Consider the following 22,231-nt stretch of genomic DNA (forward strand, 5'->3'; position numbering starts at 1 on the left):
GATTAAGCTTCAAGAGTTGCTTCGTGATCAAAAGCGTACTTTTTGAACCACCTTTAGGAAGTAGGGAAATGCATTGACATTGAGTGAAAATAAACCACACGTAACCGTCGTAGGCGCAGGACTCGCAGGCAGCGAGGCGGCGTGGCAGATCGCCTCGCAGGGCGTCCCGGTTACGCTATACGAGATGCGCCCGGTGAAGCGAACGCCGGCGCATCATACTGACAAATTCGCCGAGCTCGTCTGCAGCAACAGCCTCCGCGCCAATGGCCTGGCCAACGCCGTAGGCGTGCTGAAGGAGGAGATGCGGCGACTCGACTCGCTCATCCTCGCCAGCGCCGACCGCCATGCCGTGCCGGCGGGCGGGGCGCTCGCGGTTGACCGCGAGGGCTTCTCGGCGGCCGTCACCGGCGCGCTGCGCGAGCATCCGCTTATCGAGGTGCGCACGGAGGAGCTGACCGAGATCCCGAGCGAGGGGATCGTTGTCATCGCTACCGGTCCGCTCACGTCGCCTGATCTCTCGCAGCAGATCCAGCAGCTGATGGGCGAGGAGTACTTTTACTTCTACGACGCGGCAGCGCCGATCGTCGAGAAGGACTCGCTCGATATGAGCAAGGTATATCTGGCCTCCCGTTATGACAAGGGTGAGGCTGCTTACCTCAACTGCCCAATGACCGAGGAGGAGTTCGAGCGCTTTTACGAGGCGTTGGTCGAGGCCGAGACGGCAGAGCTCAAGGAGTTCGAGAAGGAGATCTACTTTGAAGGCTGCATGCCGATCGAGGTGATCGCGGGGCGCGGCAAGCAGACGCTGCTGTTCGGCCCGATGAAGCCGGTCGGGCTCGTCAATCCGCATACCGGCAAGCTGCCGCACGCGGTCGTCCAACTGCGCCAGGACAATGCGGCGGGCACGTTGTATAACCTGGTGGGCTTCCAGACCCATCTGAAGTGGGGCGAGCAGAAGCGCGTGCTCTCGCTGATCCCCGGGCTGGAGCAGGCAGAGTTCGTGCGGTACGGTGTGATGCATCGCAATACATTTATCAATTCTCCCCGGCTGCTGAAGCCGACCTACCAATTCAAGTCCAGAGACACGCTGTTCTTCGCAGGTCAGATGACGGGCGTCGAAGGGTATGTCGAATCGGCAGCCTCCGGGCTGCTAGCCGGCATGAACGCCGGACGGCTGGCCCAAGGGCTCGATCCGCTCGTGCTGCCGTCGGAGACGGCGCTCGGCAGCATGGCTGAGTACATCACGACCGCCGACTTCAAGCACTTCCAGCCGATGAACGCCAACTTCGGTTTGTTCCCGCCGCTCGGGCAGCGGATCCGCAACAAAAAGGAGAAAAACGAGCAGATCGCCAATCGCGCGTTAGAGGCGCTCGCTCGGTATCAGGAAGCTAATCTGCAAAGGGGGTAAAGCGGATGGAGATGCAGTTTCATGCGACGACAATATGCGCGGTGCGCCACGGCGGCAAAGCCGCAATTGCCGGAGACGGCCAGGTTACCTTCGGCAACAGTATGGTGATGAAGGGCACTGCTAAGAAGGTTCGGCGGCTGTATCGCGGTCAGGTTGTGGCCGGATTCGCCGGTTCGGTCGCGGATGCGATCACCTTGTTCGAGAAGTTCGAGGCCAAGCTGGAGGAGCATCACGGCAATCTGCAGCGGGCGGCGGTCGAGCTGGCCAAGGACTGGCGCTCGGACCGGGTGCTGCGCAAGCTCGAAGCGATGATGATCGTCATGGACGCAGGCGGCATGCTGCTCGTCTCGGGCAATGGAGAGATCATCGAGCCAGATGACGACGTGCTGGCGATCGGCTCCGGGGGCAGCTTTGCGATGGCGGCTGCGCGGGCGCTCAAGCGTCATGCGACCGAGCTGGATGCCAAGGAGATGGCCCGCTCTGCTCTGGAGATCGCTGCTGACATCTGCGTATTTACCAACCATAACATCATCGTCGAAGAAATCTAAAGAAGCGTCGGACAGGGCCTGAGATAGCGGAATCGACCTGCAGAAGATGGAGGGATAGCTAAGATGAGCAACGGATCATTGACACCGCGTCAGATCGTCGCGGAGCTGGATAAATATATCGTCGGTCAAAAACAGGCGAAACGTTCGGTCGCTATAGCGTTGCGGAACCGTTACAGACGCAGCCGGCTCGACGAGGCGATTCGGGATGAGATCGTGCCGAAGAACATCCTCATGATCGGACCGACCGGCGTCGGCAAGACCGAGATCGCTCGCAGATTGGCGAAGCTGGTGCAAGCGCCGTTCGTCAAGGTCGAGGCAACCAAATTTACCGAAGTCGGCTATGTCGGCCGCGATGTCGAGTCGATGGTGCGGGATCTGGTGGAGACGGCAATCCGTATGGTCAAGGTCGAGCGAACCGAGCAGGTCAAGGACAAAGCCGAGCAACAGGCCAACGAACGGCTCGTCGAGCTGCTGGTGCCTTCGACGAGCAAGGCGAAGCCGCAGCGCAATCCGTTCGAGATGATCTTCGGCAACCAGCAAAATCAGGAAGCAGAGCAGCCAAGCGAGACGGACACGTCGATCCTCGACCGCCGCAAACAGGCGAAAGCGCGACTCGATGCGGGCGAGCTGGAGCAGGAGATCGTCGAGATCGAGGTCGAGGACAATGCGCCGAATATGCTCGACATGCTCGCCGGCCAGGGCAACGAGGGCATGGGGATGAACATGCAGGAAATGTTCGGACAGTTCCTGCCCAAAAAGATGCGCAAGCGGAAGCTGCCTGTCAAGGATGCGCGCACCGTGCTCACCCAGCAGGAGGCGAACAAGCTGATCGACATGGATGACGTCATCCAGGAGTCGGTTACTCGCGCCGAGCAGTCGGGTATCATCTTCATCGATGAGATCGACAAGATCGCCGCGCCGTCTCGCGGCTCTGGACCCGATGTATCGCGGGAAGGCGTGCAGCGCGATATTTTGCCGATCGTCGAAGGCTCGACCGTGATGACCAAATACGGTCCGGTTCGTACCGACTATGTGCTGTTCGTAGCGGCGGGGGCTTTTCATGTCGCCAAGCCTGCGGACCTGATCCCGGAGCTGCAGGGGCGTTTTCCGATTCGCGTCGAGCTGAGCAGCCTGACGTTGGAGGATTTCGTCAGCATCCTGACCGAGCCCAAAAACGCGCTTACGAAGCAATACACCGCGTTATTGGAGACGGAAGGCATCGAGGTGCAGTTTTCCGAATCGGCGATCCGGGAGATCGCTTCGATCGCAGCCGACGTCAATCGCAATACTGAAAATATCGGCGCCCGCAGACTGCACACGATTCTGGAGAAGCTGCTTGAAGACCTGTCCTTCGAGGCACCGGATCTCAATCTGGAGCAGATGGTGATTACGCCGGAGTATGTGCGGGACAAAGTCGGAGATATTGCACAGAATCGCGATTTGAGTCAATATATACTGTAAGAGTGTTCACAGCGGCAACAGTGGCAAGACGTTGCTTAGATCGTAGGAGGCCAGGGCATGACTTTACTTGCAAAAACAAGAACGCTGAACCGGTTGCTGCAACGAGCGGCCGGCAAGGCGCTGAACTTCCGGGAGATGGCAGAGGTGCTATGCAGCACGATCCAGGCCGATGTGTTCGTCGTCAGTCGACGCGGCAAGGTGCTGGGCAGCGCGGCGGTCGGGGTGTGGGAGCATGAGCTGCTGCGCTCCTCGGGCGATGAGCTGCGGTTCCCGGAGGAGAGCAATGACCAACTGCTTCAGGTGCAGGAAACCGCAACGAACGTGCAGGCGGACGAACGGCTCAGTCTGTCGACGCCTGATGTTCGGATGAAGGGCATCCTGACGATTATTCCGATCCAGGGCGGAGGCGACCGCTTAGGTACGGTCGTGCTTGCACGCCAAACCGATTCGTTCGACGACGATGACCTGATCCTGGCAGAGTATGGCTCGACGCTGATCGGCATGGAGATATTGCGCGAGCGTGCCGAAGAAGTCGAGCTGGAAGCGAGAAGCCGCGCCGTCGTATCGGTCGCGGTTAGTTCCTTGTCCTTCAGCGAGCTTGAAGCCGTCGAGCATATTTTCGAGGAGTTGGGCAGCCGGGAAGGGCTGTTGGTCGCGTCCAAGGTAGCCGACCGGGTAGGCATTACCCGCTCGGTGATCGTTAATGCGCTACGCAAGCTCGAAAGCGCCGGCGTCATCGAGAGCCGTTCGCTCGGCATGAAAGGAACGTATATCAAAATCCTTAACGAGCAGTTGATCCATGAATTGAACAAAATAAAAATATGAGAGCTTCCTCATTCAACTCTCATTTCAAGAGTTGGAAGCGAGCGGCAAGTTGCTATGGAATTGGGATGTAATTAGGCACATAGCCCGAAGGGGCACCTTGCGGCAACTGATGATTATTTTGCGATAGTCATCATTATTTTTTTCAATATTATGCGAATCGTCATAAAAAAACAGGTATTTGTACCCTTGAACGCCCTATCCGAGATAAAAGATAGGGCTTTTTTCTTATTGTTATATAAATGGGAATTATGGAATATTATCTATGTGGCAAGGATCGACAAACATTTCTCATTATTTTAATAAAGATTTGTCGAAGAAAGAAGGAAAGATGTGGACGGTGTTGAATAGTATTAGTTACCGCATTATGGAGAAATGGGGGGTTCGTCATTGAAAGTGTTGAACGGCGCGGCATTTGACCGATTGCAGCAAGCGATCAAGGCTGCCGAACTCAGACAAGGCGTCATATCGAATAATGTCGCCAATGTCGACACGCCTTTTTTCAAACGATCGGAGCTTGTTTTTGAGGACTATCTCGAAAAAGCGATGGAACAGCCGCAAGGCAACGGGCTGCCGGTAAAAAGGACCCATGCCAGGCACATGATTCCTGGGCAATTGAGTCGATCGGCAGAGATGCAGGTCGTCACGGATCATTCCACAGCGATGAACAATAACGTCAATAACGTCGACGTTGACCGGGAGATGTCGCTGCTCGCCAAAAATCAGCTGCGCTACAATCTGTTGATCAGCCAGATGGGCCACGATGTAAAAATGATGCGAACCGCGATCGAAGGGAGAGTATAACGGATGAAGCTGTCGAACGGGTTTGATGCAAGCAGCTCGGCGCTGACCGCGCAGCGGTTCCGGATGGACATCATCTCCTCCAATATTGCCAATGCCGAAACGACCAGAGGTCGTCTGGTCAACGGAGTGTTCGAGCCGTATACACGCAAAATGGCAGTGATGTCACCGATCCAGCCGAAGTTCGCCGACATCCTCGGCAAGGAGATGTCGTCCGGCGGACAGGCCGGAGGCGTAAAGGTGACTCAGGTCATGGAGGATCGGACACCACCCAAGCTGGTCTATAATCCCAGTCATCCCGATGCAGATCCGCAAGGATATGTCAAAATGCCCAATGTCGACGTCCTCAAGGAGATGGTGGATATGATCTCCGCGACCCGCTCCTATGAAGCAAATGTCACAGCCTTGAATGCGACAAAAGCCATGTTTACCAAAGCATTAGAGATCGGCAGAGCCTAATATTACCCCGGGAGGAACGAGATCATGATAGGCAACCTTTTGCTGCAACCGGCAGCCGCTGCGGCCACGACGCAGCCGCACAACCTCCAGACCAAGACGACACCGGCCCAGATGTCCCAGGACTTCAGTCAGTACCTGAAGGAAGCCATCGACGGTGTTGCCGCCCAAGAGAAAGGGGTACATAACGTAACAGATCGTTTCATCGTCGGCCAAGCCGACGTATCGGAAGTCATGGTCGCTGCCAATCAGGCGCACCTCACGCTGCAATTGACCGCCCAGGTCCGCAACAAAGTCATCGAGTCCTACCAGGAAATCATGCGTATGCAGCTCTAATCCGGCATAGTCGAAGCAAAGAGAGGTGAAATCGTGAACGAGAGGATCGCCCAATATCGAGAGCGGGTGGCTAGGTATTGGATGAATTTTACGGGGAAACAAAAAATCATGTTGGGCGTTGCCGTTGGATTGTTGATCTTGTCGGTCATCGTGCTGACGTACCTGTTCTCCCGGACAGAATACGAGATGGTGTTCAAGGACCTCGACGCTGCCGATACGGCCGCGATTACAGAATATCTCCAAAGCAACAACGTTCTGTATGAGCTCGGGCCGGATGGCTCCAGCATCCTGGTGCCCAGCGCTGTCGCCTCCAAGATCAGAATGGAGGTTGGCGCGCAAGGGTTGATCCAGAACGGATCCATCGGCTTCGAATCCTTTGGGACCAGCTCCTCGACCTTTGGTCGGACCGACAATGAGTTCAACGTCATGTATCGAAACGCGCTTAACGGCGAGATTCAGCGACTCCTCAACGGGATGAAGGGTGTACAAAGCTCGCGCGTACTGATCAATCTCCCGGAAGAAACGGTGTTCATGACCCCCGGCGAGCCGGAGCGCGCATCGGCATCAATCAATATGCAATTCAAGCTTGGACATACGCCTAGCCAAGCAGAGATCGACGGCTACTTTAATCTCGTCAAGACGGCGGTGCGCAATCTGAGCGTCGAGGACATCACGATTACAAGTCCAGAAGGGGAGCTGTTCCCAAGCGAGCTGTCGGCGGGCAGCAGTCTGACGACCCAGCCGGTAGACGCCCAGTTCCAGATCCAGCGCAAGTTCGAAGGCGAACTGCGGAAGACGATCCAGAGCTACCTCGGCCGCATCTACGGTGTGGATCGCGTCAACGTAAGCATCATCAGCAGTCTGAACTTCGATCAAAAAAACTCGACGGAATCGCTCGTCGTGCCATTGCCAGAAAACAACAACAACGGCATCATCATCTCCCAGGCGGAGACGAACGCCTCGGCTACCGGATCGGATGCTGCGACAGGCGGCGTAGTCGGAACAGGCGAGACGGATGTGCCAGGCTATCAAGCGGCGGATGGAGCCGGGACTTCCAGCTCAGAGGAATCGTCCAGGACGACCAATTATGAAGTAAGTCGGATCACGAATCAAATCGTGTCGGCTCCTTATCAGGTCAAAGATTTGTCGATTAGTGTCGGATTGGCGACAGACACCATCTCGGAGGAGAGTCGCACCGAGCTTAATCGTTATCTCACCTCGATCGTCGTCGCGCAGCTGCGCGACTCGGGACAAAATGTCGATGACGCCAATCTGATGGCCCAGAAAGTATCGCTCTTCGCCCAGCCGTTCGTAAGTCTGGAGGAGGAGGGAGGATCGTCCGGACTATCGACGCCATGGATGATTGGTCTTGGTGCCCTGGCCCTGGTGCTGGTAGGCGGCGCGGCCTATATGATCGCAGCCCGCAGACGCAATCGTGCGCTCGCCGAAGAGCAAGCGCAGGAAGAGGAACTGCTGGAGACAGCGCAGGTCGAGTATCCGACGATCGATCTGGAGAACGTCGGCAACGAAAGTCAGGTTCGCAAGCAGTTGGAACAGCTCGCCAAGCGCAAGCCGGATGAATTCGTCAATCTGCTCCGCACTTGGCTCGTAGACGAATAGAGGTGACCACGATGGCCAAAACAATGCAAGGATTGACCGGACGCCAGAAGGCGGCCATCCTGCTGATCACGCTGGGACCGGAGGTCTCGGCCCAGATCTTCAAGCATCTGCGGGAGGACGAGATCGAGCAACTGACGCTTGAGATCGCCAATGTTCGCAAGGTGGACAGTCTCGACAAGGAGACGATCCTCGGCGAGTTCCATCAGATCTGCATGGCGCAGGAATACATCTCCCAGGGCGGCATCGCCTACGCGAAGACGATCCTCGAGAAGGCACTCGGCGAGCAAAAGGCGCTTGATGTCATCAACCGCCTGACGGCGACGCTGCAGGTGCGGCCGTTCGACTTTGCGAGAAAAGCCGATCCAAGCCAAATTCTGAACTTTATCCAGAACGAAAACTCGCAGACGATCGCGCTCGTGTTGTCTTATCTGCAGTCCGAGCAATCCTCGGCGATCCTTTCGTCGCTGCCGCAGGAAAAGCAAGCCGATGTCGCGCGTCGGATCGCGCTCATGGACAGCACGTCGCCTGAGGTCATCTCGCAGGTGGAACGTATCCTCGAGCAGAAGCTGTCTGCGACTGTTACTCAAGATTACACCACTGCAGGCGGTATTGAATCAATTGTTCAAATATTAAATGGCGTCGATCGCGGCACCGAGCGGACGATCCTCGACTCGCTGGAGATTCAGGACCCGGAGCTGGCGGAGGAGATCAAGAAGCGGATGTTTGTCTTCGAGGATATCGTCAACATCGACAACCGCTCGATCCAGCGGATCATTCGCGACATCGAAAATGCCGATCTGCAGCTGGCGCTCAAGGTGGCCAGCGAGGAGGTGCGCGATGCCGTATTCCGCAACATGTCGAAGCGGATGTCCGAAACCTTCAAGGAAGAGATGGAGTTTATGGGACCGGTCAGGCTGCGTGACGTCGAGGAGGCGCAGACGCGCATCGTAGCGACGATCCGCAGACTGGAGGAATCCGGCGAGATCATTATCGCTCGCGGCGGAGGAGATGATATCATTGTCTAATTTGATTAAATCCTCGCATGTCGTCCCGCTCGAGGAGCTGCGGCGGCTGCAATGGGAAGACCGCTATGCTGCGCTGTATCAGCCCCCAGTAGAGGAAGCGGCGGATACGGCGCCTGCGGGTCCGGACGCGGAGACGATCTCGCTCCGGGATCAAATTATCAGTGATGCGGAAGCCTTCGCAGCCGAGCGAATCCAGGAGGGCAGGGCAACCGCAGACCGCCAGCTGGCCGAAGCGCAGGAGACGATCGAGCAGTGGTGGGAAGCCCGCCGCAGCTCGGATCTCCAGGTAGTCGAGGAGGCGCGCCAGTCGGGTGCCGAGCAAGGCTATCGCGAGGGCTACGAGCAGGCACAGGCAGATATCGAGCAGCAGTGGCAAGGCATCATGGCCGAGGCCAGGCAGATGCTCGAGGATGCGTACAAGATGCGCGAGTCGATCATCCAGGAGGCGGAGCCGTTCGTCGTCGATCTGAGCTGTGCGATCGCCGAGAAGGTGATCGGCAAGCAACTCGCCGATATGCCCGAGCTGGCGCTCGAGCTGATCCGCAAGTCGCTGGCGCGGCGGCGGGAGCAAGGCGTCATTACGCTCTGCGTAGCTCCGGGCCAGCTTGCATTCGTGCAAGCAGCGCGCGAGGAGCTGGCGCTGGTCATCGATTCGCAAGCCGAGCTCCGTATTCTTCCGGATGCTTCGGTCAAGGATCGGGGCTGCGTCATTCGTTCGTCATTTGGCAGCATCGACGCTCGCATCGATACGCAGCTCGAGGAGATCAAGCGCGAGCTGACACAGCTGGCGCTGCAGGGCGAGGAGCGTGAAGCCGATGAATCGCCAAGCCTTTGATCTGTCGCGTTATACCGAGCATCTGCGGACGATCGATCCGGTGCGGGTCAACGGCAAGGTAACCCAGGTCATCGGACTGACGGTGGAGTCGGAGGGACCAGATGCCAGCGTCGGTGACGTCTGCCTCATCTATCCCGCCAAGGCAGCCAAGCCGATCAAGGCCGAGGTCGTAGGCTTTCGTGACAACAAGGTTATCTTGATGCCGCTCGGCGATCTGCAGTCGATCGGACCGGGCTGCGATGTCGTCGGTACCGGCAAGCCGCTCACCGTACAGGTTGGGTCGGAGCTGCTCGGCAAGGTGCTGGACGGTTTGGGGCAACCGCTCGACGGCTCATTCATCCCGAAGCGGATGCCGCATTACTCGACCAACAATCTGCCAGGCAATCCATTGGCGCGTCCTCGCGTACAGGAGCCGCTCAGCATCGGCGTGCGGGCGATCGACGGACTGCTCACGGTTGGCCGCGGACAGCGGGTCGGCATCTTTGCTGGCTCAGGCGTCGGCAAGAGCACGCTGCTCGGCATGATCGCACGCAACACCTCGGCTGACGTCAATGTGATCGCCCTGATCGGCGAACGGGGGCGCGAGGTGCTGGAGTTTATGGAGAAAGACCTTGGTCCTGAAGGCTTGGCGCGATCCGTGGTCGTCGTCGCGACCTCTGATCAGCCGGCCTTGATCCGGATGAAGGGAGCGCTCATCGCTACGTCGATCGCCGAATATTTCAGGGACCGCGGCTTGAACGTGATGTTGATGATGGATTCTGTCACACGTTATGCGATGGCGTTGCGGGAGGTTGGACTGGCGATCGGCGAACCGCCGGCGACGAGAGGGTATACGCCGTCGGTTTTCGCAGCGTTGCCCAAGCTGCTCGAGCGGGCCGGGACCGGACCAAGCGGCTCGATCACCGCCTTTTATACCGTATTGGTCGATGGCGACGATATGAACGAGCCGATCGCCGACGCGGTGCGGGGCATCCTGGACGGCCACATCGTGCTCAGCCGGGCGATCGCGCACAAGGGCCACTACCCGGCGATCGATATTTTGCAGTCGGTCAGCCGCGTCATGAAGGAGATCGTCACCGAGGAGCACCAGGACGCGGCCAACGAGCTGAAGCGGCTGCTCGCGGTCTATCGGGATTCCGAGGATCTGATCAATATCGGCGCTTACCAGAGCGGCTCCAATCGCGAGATCGACAGAGCGATTGAGTATATCGACCGGATTAATGGCTACACGCAGCAAAAGACGACGGAGAACGTCGGGTTGGATGATTCGATCCGTCGTTTGCTAAACGATTTTTACAGGAGCTGATCACGGACGATGGCGAAGTTTCACTACCCGTACCAAAAAATCGTCGATCTGAAATCGAGCGAGCGCACGCAGGCCGAATGGATCCTGTCCACGGCGCTAGGCAAGCTGCAGGACGAGGAGCGGACGCTCGATGAGCTGCGCCGGGAAAAGGCGCAAAGACAGGAAGAGATGATGCATTCGGCCAGTCGTGTCGTATCGTTATCTCAGCTGCGCATCAGTCAGGACTATATCCGTTTCCTCGATGAGTGCATCGAGCGCAAGCTTGATGACGTATGCAGCGCCAGACGCGATGTCGAGATCAGTCAGGGCAAGCTGACCGACAAGATGATGGACGAGAAGGTATGGTTGAAGGCCAGGGAGAAGTCAGCGTTCCGGTTCCGGCAGGAGCTGCTGCTTCGGGAGCAGAATGAGCTGGACGAGATGGCGTCGGTCCGCTACGTATCGCCGGCCCATTCCTAGCTGAGCCGCATCTGGCGGGTGTTGAGCATTTCCCGAGGAGGGGTGAAAGTGACGGAAGTAGAGGCTGAGAAAGGGTACAGCGGATGGGAACGGTTTTTATTTTTTATCGTGCCGATCCTGTTCACGGTGCTGCTCCTCGGCGCATTGGTAATTGTATTCAACGACGATCTTCGCAACAAAGCGCTCGCCTTGGGCAGCGAAATCCCGTTCGTCGGTTCCCTGCTGCCAAGCCCTCCGCAGACCGAGGAACAGATCGCCGCAGAGAAGGAAAAGGCGGCAGCGAAAAAGGACGACGATCAGCTAGGGGACCTGCAAGCATTGCTGCTCGCCAAGGAAGCCGAACTGACAGCAGCAACGGCGGCGGCGGCCAAGGCCGAGGAGCTGGCGAGCAACCTCCAGCGCGAGGTCGATCAGCTCAAGCGGGTCAGCGAAGAGCAGCAGCTCGACGACCAAGCCTATACGGACAATATTAAAAGCCTGGCTACCATGTATGCGCAAATGACGCCAAGCAAGGCGGCGCCGATCCTGCAGAGCATGACCACCGACGAAGCGGTGCTTATCCTTGGCGCGTTGCGGCCGGAGGATCGGGTACGGATCATGGAGAAGCTGTCGCCGACGTTTGCGGCCGATGTCACTGCCAAGATGAAGGACGCGATTCCGGCGAAGGACCAGCAGATCGCCGCGTTGCAGGCGCGGCTGGAGCAGCAAGACAAAGCATCGTCGCCGCCAACGACCCAGCTCGATGAGGCGCAACTGAGCGCTACCTTCTCCACCATGGATGCGAAAAGCGCTGCCGAGCTGCTGCTGAAGATGGCGGATCTGAGCCCGAGCAAGGTGTTGCGGATCTTGAATGCGGTCAATGCGAATGCCAGATCGTCGATCGTCGCAGAGATGTCTTCGCAGAACAAGGAGATTACGGCGCAACTGGTAGCGAAGCTGATGCCGGGCTAGATGGGACGCCGAGAAAGAGGATGAAAGGAGGTGAAACATAATGAATATGAGTGCAATACCAGCACCAATGGTCATCTCCACCGAAGCGGGAGCGCAAGGTCAGGCAACAGGTCAGGGCGCGGCGAGCGGCAATAGCGGCTTCGCAGGCGTGCTCACGCAGGTCGGCTCGGCCACACCCTCTACGGTCTCAGCAACCGCGACGACCGGGAGCAACATTGGCTTGCTGAATCTGCCCCATTGGCAGATGCCCCTCACGGAGGGCGAGGTAGGCGGATTGCTGCAGCTGCTGGTCCAGCAAATGCGCTACAGCGACAAGGATGCCGCCGATCTGGCTCCAGCGGAGGAAGCGCAATATGAAGCGGTCATGGAGCAAATCCAGGCGCTGCTCATCGCGATGGGGATGATGTCCCCGGCGCAGACGGGCACGTCAGGCGTAGCGACTCAGTCGCCAGACGCTGCGGACGCGCTCGGACAGACGGCTACTGAAGCGTTGCCGACCGATCGTCACCAAGCGGTGTTGAAGGCGGTAGCGGCGCTCCTCGATCAGGGCGATCCTGCTACGCGTCAATGGTTCAGAACGGCTGTCGAGCCGCAGCTGACGAAGCTGCAGGAGCTGCTCTCCAGACCAATCCAAGTCGCTCCGTCCCAAGACACATCCGAGGTACCGATAGAACAGAAGAGCCAACAGGCGTCGCTGCAGCCGACCTCGGTCATCCATGCCGGCTCTCATCTGCAGCGCTTGAACCAGTGGTCTGCGCCTGCCGCAGCACTGGCCGCATCCCAACAAGCGGAAGCCGCTCCTGCTGAAGAGCAGACAGAGCTGACTGCCAAAGCCGACAATGGCCACGCGATGACGGCGACGCTGCAGGATCAGGTGCGCTGGCAGCCGCAGCAGCTGAGACCGCTGGTCGCACAGCCGGTGCCTGTAGCGCAGTTCGCGGACACGATGAGCGGGATGGTCATGAAGCAATTCGATGTGACAACCGTCAATGGCATCTCCGAGGCGCGCATCTCGCTGTTCCCTGAGCATCTGGGACAAGTCGATGTGAAGATTACGATCGTCGGCGGCCAGCTGACGGCGATGTTCACGGCTGAGAACGGGATAGCGCGCGAACTGCTGGAGAACAGCATGCATCAGCTTCGCGGCGCCTTGCAGCAGCAAGGACTGCAGGTCGAGCGGCTGCAGGTGACGCAGAGCGAACAACCGCAGCAGCAGACGTTCCAGGAGCAGCGTCAGCCTGGCTCCGGTCAGCAGCATGCCTCCTCCGAGCAGCACAAGTCGCCGCGCGCCAGCGCAGCCGAAGACAGCTTTGAGGAAGAGCTGAGCCATGAAGCGGTACGGCAGGAGCTCGATTACGGCAGCGCGATTAACGTCACGGCTTAGAACGGAGGTGGAGCGTCAATGGCAGACATTCAAGGAACGAAAAACATTTGGCCCATATACAGCAAAAACAATGTGTCGCTGACGAAGCCGAAGGACGATACGCTGGGCAAGGACGATTTCCTGAAAATCCTCATCACCCAGTTGAAGTATCAGGACCCGATGCAGCCGATGCAGGACCGCGACTTCATCGCCCAAATGGCACAGTTCTCCTCTGTAGAGCAGATGATGAACATGGCCAAGGAGATGACTTACCTGCGGCATAACATGGGGACGGCCTCCAGCATGATCGGCAAGACGATCGAATGGAGCGAAATCGCAGAAACCGGTCAAAGCGTCCGCTACACCGGAGAGGTGAGCGCGATCGTCATGAAGGAAGGCATCCAGTACGCACAGGTTGGCGATTGGTTCGTGCCTGTCGAGGAGATCGAAACAATTACCGTCGCTAGCTCCAGCTCGAGCGAAGGGGTTGAGCCCGATGCATGAGTCGATCCGGATCGGCCAGTTGTTCCCCGCGCAGTCCGCTCCGCTTGGCGTTAAGTCAGCGACTGCCAAACCAGCGTCTGGAGCGACCGAATTCCAAAAGCTGCTGGATGAGACGGAGCTGCGCTTCAGTCACCATGCGGAGACGAGGATGAAGCAACGCGGCATTACGCTAAAGCCCGAGCAGCTCGAGAGCATCAAGACGGCGATCGATCAGGCAGAGGCCAAGGGTGCCAGAGACTCGCTTGTTATGATGAAGGATCTGGCGATGATCGTCAATGTGCCGAGTCGCACCGTCGTGACGGCGATGTCCGGTCAATCGATGCAGCATCATGTGTTTACCCAGATCGACAGCGCAGTTGTCATTCCATAAAAGAAAACGGGCTGGACCTAACGAGGGGGCCCGGGACTGTGGACCGATAGAAGCAGTCCATGAGCAACACTAACTATCTTTAATCCATAGGAGGCAGATTCCTTTATGTTGAGATCGATGTACTCCGGCGTGTCCGGCATGCGCGGCTTTCAGACGAAGCTTGATGTGATCGGCAACAATATCGCTAATGTCAATACGGTTGGCTTTAAGGCCGGACGGGTGATGTTCAAGGATATCCTAAGCCAGACGGTAGCTGGCGTGACAGCGCCGGTAGAGGGAGAGACCGGCGGCGTCAATGCCAAGCAGATCGGTCTGGGCGTGACGATCTCCGCGATCGATACGGTGCATACGCCGGGCAGCGCCATGACGACCAATGTGCCGACCGACCTGCGGATCGATGGCGACGGCTTCTTCGGCGTCAAAGTGAACGAGGATCAAGAGACGCCGTTCCTGACGCGCGCCGGCGACTTCAAGCTCGATGCCAACCGGCAGCTGGTCAATAGCGACGGACTGTTCGTCGTCGATGCGGAAGGCGGCATCATTACACTCGATGAAGCGGTGACGAGCTTCTCGATCTCCAGCAATGGCAATATTATCGCGGTCAATGCCGATGGTACGACCGAGCCGACAGACATCTTCATTGGCGTAGCGGTCGTGACCAATCCAGGCGGGCTCGAGAAAATCGGCGGCAATCTGTACCGAGTGACTCCAAACGCCACAGCGGGCGGAGAGTTCGAAATGGGCGCTGCCAACGACGTCGAGGCCGGCTCCGGCGCCATCGTCCCTGGCCAGCTGGAGATGTCCAACGTCGATCTGACCAGCGAATTCACAGAGATGATCGTCGCTCAGCGCGGGTTCCAGGCGAACTCCCGCATCATTACGACATCGGATGAGGTGCTGCAGGAGGTCGTTAATCTGAAACGTTAATCGTGAAAGCTCGATCAAAGGCTGAGGCGGCTCGCCGCCTCGCCTGATTTTACAGGGGGAAGATCATGATAACTGTAACGCGTCTGAATCACTCCAAGCTGACCGTCAATGCGCTGCTGATCGAGCTCGTCGAGGAAGTGCCGGATACGCTCATCACGCTGACGACGGGCAAGAAGTTTCTGGTTCTTGAGAGCGCCGAGCAAGTCATCGAACAGGTACAGGCTTACCTCCGCGCCATTGGTGTAAATGCAGCTTCAATAAAAAGCAATCTCACGGAGGAGTAGACGCGATGAAACGAATGTTGCCTTGGCTCATTACCATTTTGCTATCCATCACCCTCATTGCCATCGTTGCTGTTTTTCTGTACAACCAGTTTCTCAATCCAAGCTCGGCCTCCCCTGCGGAGCAGGCGGCAAACAGCGTGCAGGATGTCAAGCCGAATCAACTGAGCGCAGACAAGCGAGTGGAGCTGACGTCAGAGATTACCGGCATTCGGACGAATCTGTCCGAGCTGAATTTCCTTGTACAGATGAGCTTTGCGTTCCAGTTGGATTCAAAGAAAACAAAAGAAGGCTTCGACAAAATTAAAGAGATCGAAATTAAACCGATCATCGTGCGCACGCTGGCAGATATGACGTCAGAGCAGATGCAAGGCTCCAAAGGCAAGGATGAGCTGGCTGCCCGTCTGCTGAACACGATTAATCCGATCCTGCCAGAAGGCGGCAAGCTGACCAAAGTCGAGATTACGGAATTTTTCATGCAGCGTATCTAGCGTATCTAATGAAAGGAAAGCCCGTTTTCTTAACGTAAGAGGAGGAGAGAAAATGGTTGATGTCTTATCGCAAAATGAAATAGATGCGCTTTTGGCGGCTCTCTCTTCCGGCGAGATGGATGCGGAGGAGCTCAAAAAAGAAGAGACGCAAAAGAAGATCAGAGCTTACGACTTCAAACGCGCCGTTCGCTTCTCCAAGGATCATATTCGCAGCCTGACGCGCATTCACGAGAACTACGCCCGGTTTTTGACGACCTATTTCTCGGCTCAGCTGCGCACCTTCGTTCAGATCAACGTGGTGCAGGTGGAGCAGCTGCCTTATGACGAGTTTATCCGCTCGATCCCGAAGATGACGATACTGAATATCTTTGAGGCGGAGCCGCTCGAGGGCAGAATGGTGCTCGAGGTGCATCCCAATGTCGCCTTCGCGATGCTGGATCGGCTGCTCGGCGGTCAAGGCTCCGCGCCGTCGAAGATTACGGCGCTGACCGAGATCGAGACGATGGTCATGGAGCGCATCTTCAGCCGCGCCTTCGAGAGTCTCCAGGAGGCATGGCGTACGATCATCGATCTGTCGCCGCGTCTCGAGGCGCTAGAGACCAATCCGCAGTTTATGCAGATCGTCTCTCCCAACGAGACGATCGCCCTGATCTCGCTTAGTACCAAAATCGGCGAAACGACGGGGATGATCAATCTGTGTATCCCGCATGTCGTCATCGAGCCGATCATGTCGCGTCTCTCGGTGCACCACTGGTTCGTCTCGCAGAAAAAAGCGAGAGCGCCCGAGGAAGTCGAGATGCTGCAGGCGCGGGTGCACAAAGCGAAGCTGCCCGTCGTCGCCGAGCTTGGCATGTCGTCGCTGTCTGTGCAGGAGTTTCTGGGGCTAGCGGTCGGCGATGTCATCTCCTTGAAGAAGCATGTGGATGAAGGACTGCATATTAAAGTCGGCGACAAGTTGAAGTTTATCGGCAGTCCGGGGTCGGTCAAGGACAGACTGGCTGTGCAGATAGACGAGATTGTGAGCGAAGGAGTGGAAGAGGATTATGACGAGTAAGGACTATCTCTCTCAGGAAGAGATCGATGCTCTGCTGCGCCAGTCTGCCGGTGAATCGGAAGAGACGTCGGTCAGCTCGGAATCCAATGAAATCGACGCCTACATAAGCGAGATGGAACAGGATGCGCTTGGCGAGATCGGCAACATCACCTTCGGCAGCGCGGCTACGGCGTTATCGACGCTGCTCGGCCGCAAGGTCGATATTACAACGCCTAAGGTGTCGATCATCAAACGCGAGGATCTCGACACGGAATTCCCCAAGCCGCATGTGGCGGTGCATGTCCATTATGTCGATGGCTTCCAGGGCATCAACTCTCTCGTCATCAAGACGCGCGACGCGCAAGTGATCGCCGATCTGATGCTGGGCGGGGAAGGCGATGTGACCGCGCAAGAGCTGAACGAGATCCACATCAGCGCCGTCCAGGAAGCGATGAACCAGATGATGGGCTCGTCGGCGACGTCGATGTCGACCATCTTCAACCGGTTCGTCAATATCTCGCCGCCGGGCATTGATATTCTCGATGTGAATAGCGGGGAAGGGGTCAACAATCTGCCGCCGGTCGACGTGTTCGTCAAGATTTCATTCTCGCTGAAGATCGGCGATCTGATCGATTCGACGATTATGCAGCTGTTGCCGGTTTCCTTTGCCAAGGAGCTGGTATCGACGTTGATGGGAAGCGCGGGAATGACGGAGGAGGCCGTCCCGGCCGCCTACAGCGAGCCTGCCGCCGCTTCGGTGGAACAGCCGGCTGACTACGCGCCGCCAGCGCCAAGTGCGCCGCCTGCCGCAGCTGCGCATCAGCCGCCGCCGGCGATGCCGCCGCAGCAAGCGCAGACGCCGCCGTATTATCCGGAGGGGCAGCCTTACGGGGCGCCGATGATGCCGCCGCCGGGACCGCACACCTACGGTGGAGGACTCAATCGCAACACCAATGTGCAGCCGGTGCAGTTCGCCAATTTCCAAGGCCCGTCGTACGCGCAAGGGGATGAGACGAACCTAAATTTATTGCTCGACATTCCTCTCAAAGTAACGGTAGAATTAGGAAGGACACAAAAGCAGATCAAGGATATACTTGAGCTGTCCCAAGGCTCCATCATTGAGCTGGACAAGCTGGCCGGCGAACCGGTTGACATTCTCGTCAATAACAAGCTGATTGCCAAAGGGGAGGTCGTTGTTATCGATGAGAATTTCGGTGTTCGAGTTACGGACATTGTCAGCCAGTGGGATCGCATACAAAAATTACAATAACATCTAGGAGGAAGAAGAACGATGGCAAACCGCATTTTGATCGTAGACGACGCTGCATTTATGAGAATGATGATCCGGGACATTCTGACGAAAAACGGCTACGAGGTCGTCGGCGAAGCGCAAGACGGCGCACAGGCGGTGGAGAAATACAAAGAGCTGAAGCCGGATCTGATCACGATGGATATTACGATGCCTGAGATGGACGGCATCTCGGCATTGAAGGAAATCAAAAAAATGGATGGCAACGCCAAGGTCATCATGTGCTCGGCGATGGGCCAGCAAGCGATGGTTATCGATGCGATCCAGGCGGGCGCCAAAGACTTTATCGTCAAGCCGTTCCAGGCTGACCGCGTAATCGAAGCCATCAAGAAGACGCTCGGCGGCTAGGCCGTACGCTTATGCGCGCACCGGCGCTTCTGACCGGACTGTGGGCGGGCGGAGCCTGGACCGTCTTGCCGTCCTATGCAGCCTCGGCTTCTGTCCCGGACGGAGGCGGCGAGGAGCTGCCTGCGGAGCTGCTCACAGATACCAGTATGGCAGGCAGCTTGCTGTGGGTCATTGTCTCCCTGTTATTAGTTATCGGATTAATTATACTGTTTGTGAAGTTTTTGGCCCAGCGCAGCCGAACTTTCGGCAGCAACCGCGCCATGCGCACGCTTGGCGGCGTCGGACTTGGTCCGAACAAGTCCTTGCAGGTTGTCGAGCTCGGCGGCAAAGTGTACATACTCGGCGTAGGCGAGAACATCTCGCTGCTGGACAAGGTTGAGGACCCTGAGGAGGCGGAGGCATTGCTCGCCCAGTTGGAGCAGTCTCCGCCCGGAGCAGTCTCGCTAGGCGGTCTGCTCGGCCGCTTGCGTGGCCGGGCCGAGCAGCCTCAGCCCGGCGAGGAGCTGTGGCAGACGCCGGCTTCCTTCCAGGATGTGCTGGATGAGAAGCTGCAGCGTCAAGCTGAGCGCAAGCAGCAGGTCAGGACGCTGCTGGATGACTCTAAGCAAAGGGATCGGTTGGATGAATGAAGATTAAGCTGCTCTATACGACTGTTGCACTGCTGTTGCTGACACTCGCGATACCGACGATAAGCTTCGCCGAGCCTTTGCCCGACATTAGCATCCAGATCGGGGAGGGCGATGGCCAGCCCGGCACTTCGGCGCTGTCGATCCTGCTCTTGCTGACCGTGCTCAGCGTGGCTCCGGCGATCCTGCTCATGATGACGTGCTTCACACGGATCGTTATCGTGCTTGGCTTCGTCCGGACCTCGCTAGGCACCCAGCAGATGCCGCCCAACCAGGTGCTGATCGGTCTGGCGCTGTTCCTGACCCTGTTCGTGATGGCGCCGACGCTATCCCAGGTGAACGAGGTCGCTTTGCAGCCCTATTTGAAGGGTGAAGTGACGCAGACGGAGGCGCTGACGCAAGCCGCTGTGCCGATGAAGGACTTTATGGTCAAGCATACGCGAGAGAAGGATCTGATGCTGTTTCTGAATTATACCGGCACGGAGCGCCCTTCAAGCGTCGATGATATTCCGATTACGGTGTTGATTCCATCGTATGTGCTCAGCGAGCTGAAGACGGCCTTTCAGATGGGCTTCATGATTTTCATCCCGTTTTTGATCATCGATATGGTTGTCGCCAGCGTACTGATGGCGATGGGGATGATGATGCTTCCGCCGATCATGATTTCGTTGCCGTTCAAGATTTTGTTGTTCGTACTGGTAGATGGCTGGTACCTAGTTGTCCGGTCGCTATTGCTTAGTTATAGCCCTTAAATTCAGTCCTTTCAGGGAGGGAACGCGTGATGAGTCCGGATTTTATCGTCGGTCTCGCGGGCCAAGCCGTCTACACGGTACTGAAAGCCTCTGCGCCGATGTTGATACTCGGGTTGGCCGTTGGCTTGATCGTCAGCGTCTTCCAGGCGACGACGCAGATTCAGGAGCAGACGCTTGCTTTTGTGCCGAAGATTGTAGCGGTCCTGTTGGCGGTACTGCTGTTTGGGCCTTGGATTCTCAATGTGCTGGTCGATTTTACTTATAATCTTCTGAACAACTTGCACAACTATATCGGATAGGCTGTGGATCGATGGATCTCTTCCTACAGGCAGTGCCTATTTTTTTACTTGTTTTTTGTCGAATCACCTCATTTTTCGTCGTCGCGCCGATCTTTTCGACGCGTGGGGTGCCGGCGATGGCCAAGATTGGCCTCGGGTTTTTCGTCTCCTTGATGGTATTTCTGGCGATGGGGCAGGAGCAGATGCCCGCGCTTAATGCGGAATACCTGCTTGTCGTCATTCGGGAGATCCTGATTGGCTTGCTGCTAGGCTTTGTGGCCTATTTGTTTTTTACGATCGTGCAGACGGCAGGTAGCTTCATCGATCTGCAGATGGGATTCGGGATGGCCAATGTCATCGATCCGATGACCGGCGTGTCGACGCCGATGCTGGGCAATTTCAAGTTTATTTTGTTAATCCTGATCTTCCTGTCGATGAACGGCCATCATTATCTGCTCATGGCCATCATGCAGAGCTACGAATGGATCCCGCTCGGCAATGAGCTGTATGCCAAGATCAGTCAGGGCAATATCAGTACCTTCCTGGTCGAGACATTTGCCTATACATTTATGCTGTCGCTGCAGATGTCGGCGCCGCTCGTCGTGGCGATGTTTCTGACGGACGTCGGTCTCGGCTTTCTCGCCCGTACAGCGCCGCAGTTCAACGTATTCGTCATCGGCATTCCGCTCAAAATTTTGGTTGGCTTCCTCATCCTCGCCATGCTGATGCCAGGGATGGTCGCCTTGTTCGGCCAGATCTTCGAGCAGATGTTCAGAGCGATGGAACAATTGCTTCATCTCATCAGCGCAGATTCAGGGGGGACGACATGAGCAGGTATCGCTGGCAGTTGGACTTGCAGTTGTTCTCGCAGGAGAAGACGGAGAAAGCGACCCCCAAAAAGAAGCAGGAGTCCCGCAAAAAAGGCCAGGTTGCCAAAAGCATGGAAATTCCTGCTGCATTGATCCTGCTGCTCACCGTACTAAGTTTCGTTATGTTAGGAGGTTATTATAAAGAACGGTTGCTCGGCATGCTTGGCTATGTGCTGGAGCATCAGCTGGTTATGCAAGTGACGCCGCAAAATGTGATGCCGCTTTTCTCAAGCCTAATTGTGAATGGATTAATCCTGCTCGCGCCATTGTTCCTGATCGTCATGGTCATTGCTTTGGCAGGCAATTACGCGCAGATCGGTTTTTTGTTCACTGGCGATCCGCTGAAAATGAAGTTTTCCAAGATTAACCCGATTGAAGGGTTCAAAAAAATTTTCTCGATGCGATCGGTGGTAGAATTCCTCAAAAGCGTATTGAAGATGACCGTTATTGGCGTACTGGTCTATATTACGATATCGGGCGAGCTGGAAAATATTTTGCGATTGTCACAGGTGTCGGTAGATGCCATCTTTTCCTTTGCCGCATCGCTGACCTTGTCGCTGGGTCTGAAGATCGGCGGCGTCCTGCTCGGATTGGCCATCCTGGACTATATCTATCAACGCTATGATTACGAAAAAAACCTTCGCATGTCGAAGCAGGACATCAAGGATGAATACAAAAAAACCGAAGGCAATCCGGTCATTAAGGGCCGGATTCGCGAAAAGCAACGCCGCATGGCGATGCAGCGGATGATGCAAGAGGTGCCCAAAGCCGATGTCATCATCACCAACCCGACACACTTCGCGATCGCTCTGAAGTATGACTCGGGCGAGATGGAGGCGCCAGTCGTCATCGCCAAGGGGATGGACTATGTGGCACAGCGCATCAAGGAGGTTGGACGCGAGCATGGCATTGTGACGATGGAGAACAAGCCGCTGGCCAGAGCGCTCTATGACCGGACCGAGATCGGCGACGTCGTCCCAGCCGACCTGTTCCAGGCGGTAGCGGAAGTGCTCGCTTATGTATACAAGCTGAAACGCAAAACCAAATAGCGA

27 protein-coding genes are annotated in these 22,231 nt (G+C 56.8%); all 27 read left to right on the top strand.

The window, feature by feature from the left end; genetic code table 11:
* Nucleotides 1-73 precede the first annotated feature (73 nt).
* Nucleotides 74-1,408, top strand: coding sequence for an FADH(2)-oxidizing methylenetetrahydrofolate--tRNA-(uracil(54)-C(5))-methyltransferase TrmFO (trmFO, locus tag PA598K_RS01100; protein ID WP_376739027.1), 1,335 nt, complete (start codon nucleotides 74-76; stop codon nucleotides 1,406-1,408).
* 5 nt (nucleotides 1,409-1,413) lie between these two features.
* On the top strand, nucleotides 1,414-1,956 hold the full coding sequence (gene hslV / locus PA598K_RS01105) for an ATP-dependent protease subunit HslV (RefSeq protein WP_128655064.1): 543 nt from the start codon (nucleotides 1,414-1,416) through the stop codon (nucleotides 1,954-1,956).
* A 63-nt stretch (nucleotides 1,957-2,019) separates the two neighbouring features.
* Nucleotides 2,020-3,417, top strand: coding sequence for an ATP-dependent protease ATPase subunit HslU (gene hslU / locus PA598K_RS01110; protein WP_128655065.1), 1,398 nt, complete (start codon nucleotides 2,020-2,022; stop codon nucleotides 3,415-3,417).
* A 57-nt stretch (nucleotides 3,418-3,474) separates the two neighbouring features.
* Complete coding sequence (codY, locus tag PA598K_RS01115) at nucleotides 3,475-4,242, top strand: GTP-sensing pleiotropic transcriptional regulator CodY (RefSeq protein ID WP_128655066.1); 768 nt, start codon at nucleotides 3,475-3,477, stop codon at nucleotides 4,240-4,242.
* Between the two features lie 387 nt (nucleotides 4,243-4,629).
* Nucleotides 4,630-5,043: a flagellar basal body rod protein FlgB gene (flgB, locus tag PA598K_RS01120; RefSeq protein ID WP_128655067.1), complete on the top strand. Its 414-nt coding sequence runs from the start codon at nucleotides 4,630-4,632 to the stop codon at nucleotides 5,041-5,043.
* Between the two features lie 3 nt (nucleotides 5,044-5,046).
* Nucleotides 5,047-5,499, top strand: a complete 453-nt coding sequence (flgC, locus tag PA598K_RS01125) for a flagellar basal body rod protein FlgC (RefSeq protein WP_128655068.1) — start codon at nucleotides 5,047-5,049, stop codon at nucleotides 5,497-5,499.
* A 24-nt stretch (nucleotides 5,500-5,523) separates the two neighbouring features.
* Entirely contained in the window at nucleotides 5,524-5,832 is a 309-nt protein-coding gene (fliE, locus tag PA598K_RS01130; RefSeq protein ID WP_128655069.1) for a flagellar hook-basal body complex protein FliE, read from the top strand.
* A 33-nt stretch (nucleotides 5,833-5,865) separates the two neighbouring features.
* Nucleotides 5,866-7,452, top strand: coding sequence for a flagellar basal-body MS-ring/collar protein FliF (gene fliF, locus PA598K_RS01135; protein ID WP_128655070.1), 1,587 nt, complete (start codon nucleotides 5,866-5,868; stop codon nucleotides 7,450-7,452).
* Nucleotides 7,453-7,463: 11 nt separating this feature from the next.
* On the top strand, nucleotides 7,464-8,477 hold the full coding sequence (fliG, locus tag PA598K_RS01140) for a flagellar motor switch protein FliG (RefSeq protein WP_128655071.1): 1,014 nt from the start codon (nucleotides 7,464-7,466) through the stop codon (nucleotides 8,475-8,477).
* Nucleotides 8,470-9,312 (top strand): FliH/SctL family protein, encoded by an 843-nt coding sequence (locus PA598K_RS01145; protein WP_128655072.1) that lies wholly within the window; start codon nucleotides 8,470-8,472, stop codon nucleotides 9,310-9,312. Before fliG ends, PA598K_RS01145 begins: the two co-directional genes overlap by 8 nt.
* Entirely contained in the window at nucleotides 9,293-10,618 is a 1,326-nt protein-coding gene (gene fliI / locus PA598K_RS01150) for a flagellar protein export ATPase FliI (RefSeq protein WP_128655073.1), read from the top strand. The genes PA598K_RS01145 and fliI overlap by 20 nt, the downstream gene beginning before the upstream one ends.
* 9 nt (nucleotides 10,619-10,627) lie before the next feature.
* Complete coding sequence (gene fliJ / locus PA598K_RS01155; RefSeq protein WP_128655074.1) at nucleotides 10,628-11,077, top strand: flagellar export protein FliJ; 450 nt, start codon at nucleotides 10,628-10,630, stop codon at nucleotides 11,075-11,077.
* Between the two features lie 48 nt (nucleotides 11,078-11,125).
* Nucleotides 11,126-12,028, top strand: coding sequence for a magnesium transporter MgtE N-terminal domain-containing protein (locus PA598K_RS01160; protein WP_128655075.1), 903 nt, complete (start codon nucleotides 11,126-11,128; stop codon nucleotides 12,026-12,028).
* A gap of 40 nt (nucleotides 12,029-12,068) precedes the next feature.
* Nucleotides 12,069-13,412, top strand: a complete 1,344-nt coding sequence (locus PA598K_RS01165; RefSeq protein WP_128655076.1) for a flagellar hook-length control protein FliK — start codon at nucleotides 12,069-12,071, stop codon at nucleotides 13,410-13,412.
* An 18-nt stretch (nucleotides 13,413-13,430) separates the two neighbouring features.
* Entirely contained in the window at nucleotides 13,431-13,895 is a 465-nt protein-coding gene (locus PA598K_RS01170; RefSeq protein ID WP_128655077.1) for a flagellar hook capping FlgD N-terminal domain-containing protein, read from the top strand.
* Nucleotides 13,888-14,265 carry a TIGR02530 family flagellar biosynthesis protein gene (locus tag PA598K_RS01175; RefSeq protein WP_128655078.1) on the top strand — a complete coding sequence of 126 codons (378 nt, stop codon included), beginning with the start codon at nucleotides 13,888-13,890 and terminating at the stop codon, nucleotides 14,263-14,265. Before PA598K_RS01170 ends, PA598K_RS01175 begins: the two co-directional genes overlap by 8 nt.
* Nucleotides 14,266-14,370: 105 nt before the next feature.
* Nucleotides 14,371-15,192, top strand: coding sequence for a flagellar basal body rod protein FlgG (flgG, locus tag PA598K_RS01180; protein ID WP_128655079.1), 822 nt, complete (start codon nucleotides 14,371-14,373; stop codon nucleotides 15,190-15,192).
* Between the two features lie 65 nt (nucleotides 15,193-15,257).
* The gene (locus PA598K_RS01185) at nucleotides 15,258-15,476 is read left to right on the top strand and encodes a flagellar FlbD family protein (RefSeq protein ID WP_128655080.1); all 219 of its coding nucleotides are present in this window, start codon (nucleotides 15,258-15,260) and stop codon (nucleotides 15,474-15,476) included.
* A gap of 5 nt (nucleotides 15,477-15,481) precedes the next feature.
* Nucleotides 15,482-15,964 carry a flagellar basal body-associated FliL family protein gene (locus PA598K_RS01190; RefSeq protein ID WP_128655081.1) on the top strand — a complete coding sequence of 161 codons (483 nt, stop codon included), beginning with the start codon at nucleotides 15,482-15,484 and terminating at the stop codon, nucleotides 15,962-15,964.
* Nucleotides 15,965-16,016: 52 nt separating this feature from the next.
* Nucleotides 16,017-17,018, top strand: a complete 1,002-nt coding sequence (gene fliM, locus PA598K_RS01195) for a flagellar motor switch protein FliM (RefSeq protein WP_128655082.1) — start codon at nucleotides 16,017-16,019, stop codon at nucleotides 17,016-17,018.
* Nucleotides 17,008-18,267: a flagellar motor switch phosphatase FliY gene (gene fliY, locus PA598K_RS01200; protein ID WP_128655083.1), complete on the top strand. Its 1,260-nt coding sequence runs from the start codon at nucleotides 17,008-17,010 to the stop codon at nucleotides 18,265-18,267. Before fliM ends, fliY begins: the two co-directional genes overlap by 11 nt.
* 21 nt (nucleotides 18,268-18,288) lie before the next feature.
* Nucleotides 18,289-18,654, top strand: coding sequence for a response regulator (locus tag PA598K_RS01205; protein ID WP_128655084.1), 366 nt, complete (start codon nucleotides 18,289-18,291; stop codon nucleotides 18,652-18,654).
* Between the two features lie 11 nt (nucleotides 18,655-18,665).
* Nucleotides 18,666-19,283: a flagellar biosynthetic protein FliO gene (locus tag PA598K_RS01210; protein WP_128655085.1), complete on the top strand. Its 618-nt coding sequence runs from the start codon at nucleotides 18,666-18,668 to the stop codon at nucleotides 19,281-19,283.
* Nucleotides 19,280-20,032, top strand: coding sequence for a flagellar type III secretion system pore protein FliP (gene fliP / locus PA598K_RS01215; RefSeq protein ID WP_128655086.1), 753 nt, complete (start codon nucleotides 19,280-19,282; stop codon nucleotides 20,030-20,032). The genes PA598K_RS01210 and fliP overlap by 4 nt, the downstream gene beginning before the upstream one ends.
* 29 nt (nucleotides 20,033-20,061) lie before the next feature.
* Nucleotides 20,062-20,331 (top strand): flagellar biosynthesis protein FliQ, encoded by a 270-nt coding sequence (gene fliQ, locus PA598K_RS01220; RefSeq protein ID WP_128655087.1) that lies wholly within the window; start codon nucleotides 20,062-20,064, stop codon nucleotides 20,329-20,331.
* 11 nt (nucleotides 20,332-20,342) lie between these two features.
* Nucleotides 20,343-21,140: a flagellar biosynthetic protein FliR gene (gene fliR, locus PA598K_RS01225; RefSeq protein ID WP_128655088.1), complete on the top strand. Its 798-nt coding sequence runs from the start codon at nucleotides 20,343-20,345 to the stop codon at nucleotides 21,138-21,140.
* Nucleotides 21,137-22,228 carry a flagellar biosynthesis protein FlhB gene (gene flhB, locus PA598K_RS01230; protein WP_128655089.1) on the top strand — a complete coding sequence of 364 codons (1,092 nt, stop codon included), beginning with the start codon at nucleotides 21,137-21,139 and terminating at the stop codon, nucleotides 22,226-22,228. The genes fliR and flhB overlap by 4 nt, the downstream gene beginning before the upstream one ends.
* The last annotated feature ends 3 nt before the right edge of the window (nucleotides 22,229-22,231 follow it).

This window comes from Paenibacillus sp. 598K (genome assembly GCF_003851045.1).
Lineage (GTDB): Bacteria > Bacillota > Bacilli > Paenibacillales > Paenibacillaceae > Paenibacillus_D.

Excerpts from the sequence above, each read along its gene's own strand:
- PA598K_RS01190 (WP_128655081.1), top strand. The coding sequence starts at position 15,482 with ATGAAACGAATGTTGCCTTGGCTCATTACCATTTTGCTATCCATCACC.
- fliE (WP_128655069.1), top strand. The coding sequence starts at position 5,524 with ATGATAGGCAACCTTTTGCTGCAACCGGCAGCCGCTGCGGCCACGACG.
- PA598K_RS01165 (WP_128655076.1), top strand. The coding sequence starts at position 12,069 with ATGAATATGAGTGCAATACCAGCACCAATGGTCATCTCCACCGAAGCG.
- fliQ (WP_128655087.1), top strand. The coding sequence starts at position 20,062 with ATGAGTCCGGATTTTATCGTCGGTCTCGCGGGCCAAGCCGTCTACACG.
- PA598K_RS01175 (WP_128655078.1), top strand. The coding sequence starts at position 13,888 with ATGCATGAGTCGATCCGGATCGGCCAGTTGTTCCCCGCGCAGTCCGCT.
- PA598K_RS01205 (WP_128655084.1), top strand. The coding sequence starts at position 18,289 with ATGGCAAACCGCATTTTGATCGTAGACGACGCTGCATTTATGAGAATG.
- flhB (WP_128655089.1), top strand. The coding sequence starts at position 21,137 with ATGAGCAGGTATCGCTGGCAGTTGGACTTGCAGTTGTTCTCGCAGGAG.
- fliY (WP_128655083.1), top strand. The coding sequence starts at position 17,008 with ATGACGAGTAAGGACTATCTCTCTCAGGAAGAGATCGATGCTCTGCTG.
- fliI (WP_128655073.1), top strand. The coding sequence starts at position 9,293 with ATGAATCGCCAAGCCTTTGATCTGTCGCGTTATACCGAGCATCTGCGG.
- fliR (WP_128655088.1), top strand. The coding sequence starts at position 20,343 with ATGGATCTCTTCCTACAGGCAGTGCCTATTTTTTTACTTGTTTTTTGT.
- fliP (WP_128655086.1), top strand. The coding sequence starts at position 19,280 with ATGAAGATTAAGCTGCTCTATACGACTGTTGCACTGCTGTTGCTGACA.
- PA598K_RS01185 (WP_128655080.1), top strand. The coding sequence starts at position 15,258 with ATGATAACTGTAACGCGTCTGAATCACTCCAAGCTGACCGTCAATGCG.
- codY (WP_128655066.1), top strand. The coding sequence starts at position 3,475 with ATGACTTTACTTGCAAAAACAAGAACGCTGAACCGGTTGCTGCAACGA.
- fliM (WP_128655082.1), top strand. The coding sequence starts at position 16,017 with ATGGTTGATGTCTTATCGCAAAATGAAATAGATGCGCTTTTGGCGGCT.
- PA598K_RS01170 (WP_128655077.1), top strand. The coding sequence starts at position 13,431 with ATGGCAGACATTCAAGGAACGAAAAACATTTGGCCCATATACAGCAAA.
- fliJ (WP_128655074.1), top strand. The coding sequence starts at position 10,628 with ATGGCGAAGTTTCACTACCCGTACCAAAAAATCGTCGATCTGAAATCG.
- hslU (WP_128655065.1), top strand. The coding sequence starts at position 2,020 with ATGAGCAACGGATCATTGACACCGCGTCAGATCGTCGCGGAGCTGGAT.
- fliG (WP_128655071.1), top strand. The coding sequence starts at position 7,464 with ATGGCCAAAACAATGCAAGGATTGACCGGACGCCAGAAGGCGGCCATC.
- hslV (WP_128655064.1), top strand. The coding sequence starts at position 1,414 with ATGGAGATGCAGTTTCATGCGACGACAATATGCGCGGTGCGCCACGGC.
- flgG (WP_128655079.1), top strand. The coding sequence starts at position 14,371 with ATGTTGAGATCGATGTACTCCGGCGTGTCCGGCATGCGCGGCTTTCAG.
- flgC (WP_128655068.1), top strand. The coding sequence starts at position 5,047 with ATGAAGCTGTCGAACGGGTTTGATGCAAGCAGCTCGGCGCTGACCGCG.
- PA598K_RS01210 (WP_128655085.1), top strand. The coding sequence starts at position 18,666 with ATGCGCGCACCGGCGCTTCTGACCGGACTGTGGGCGGGCGGAGCCTGG.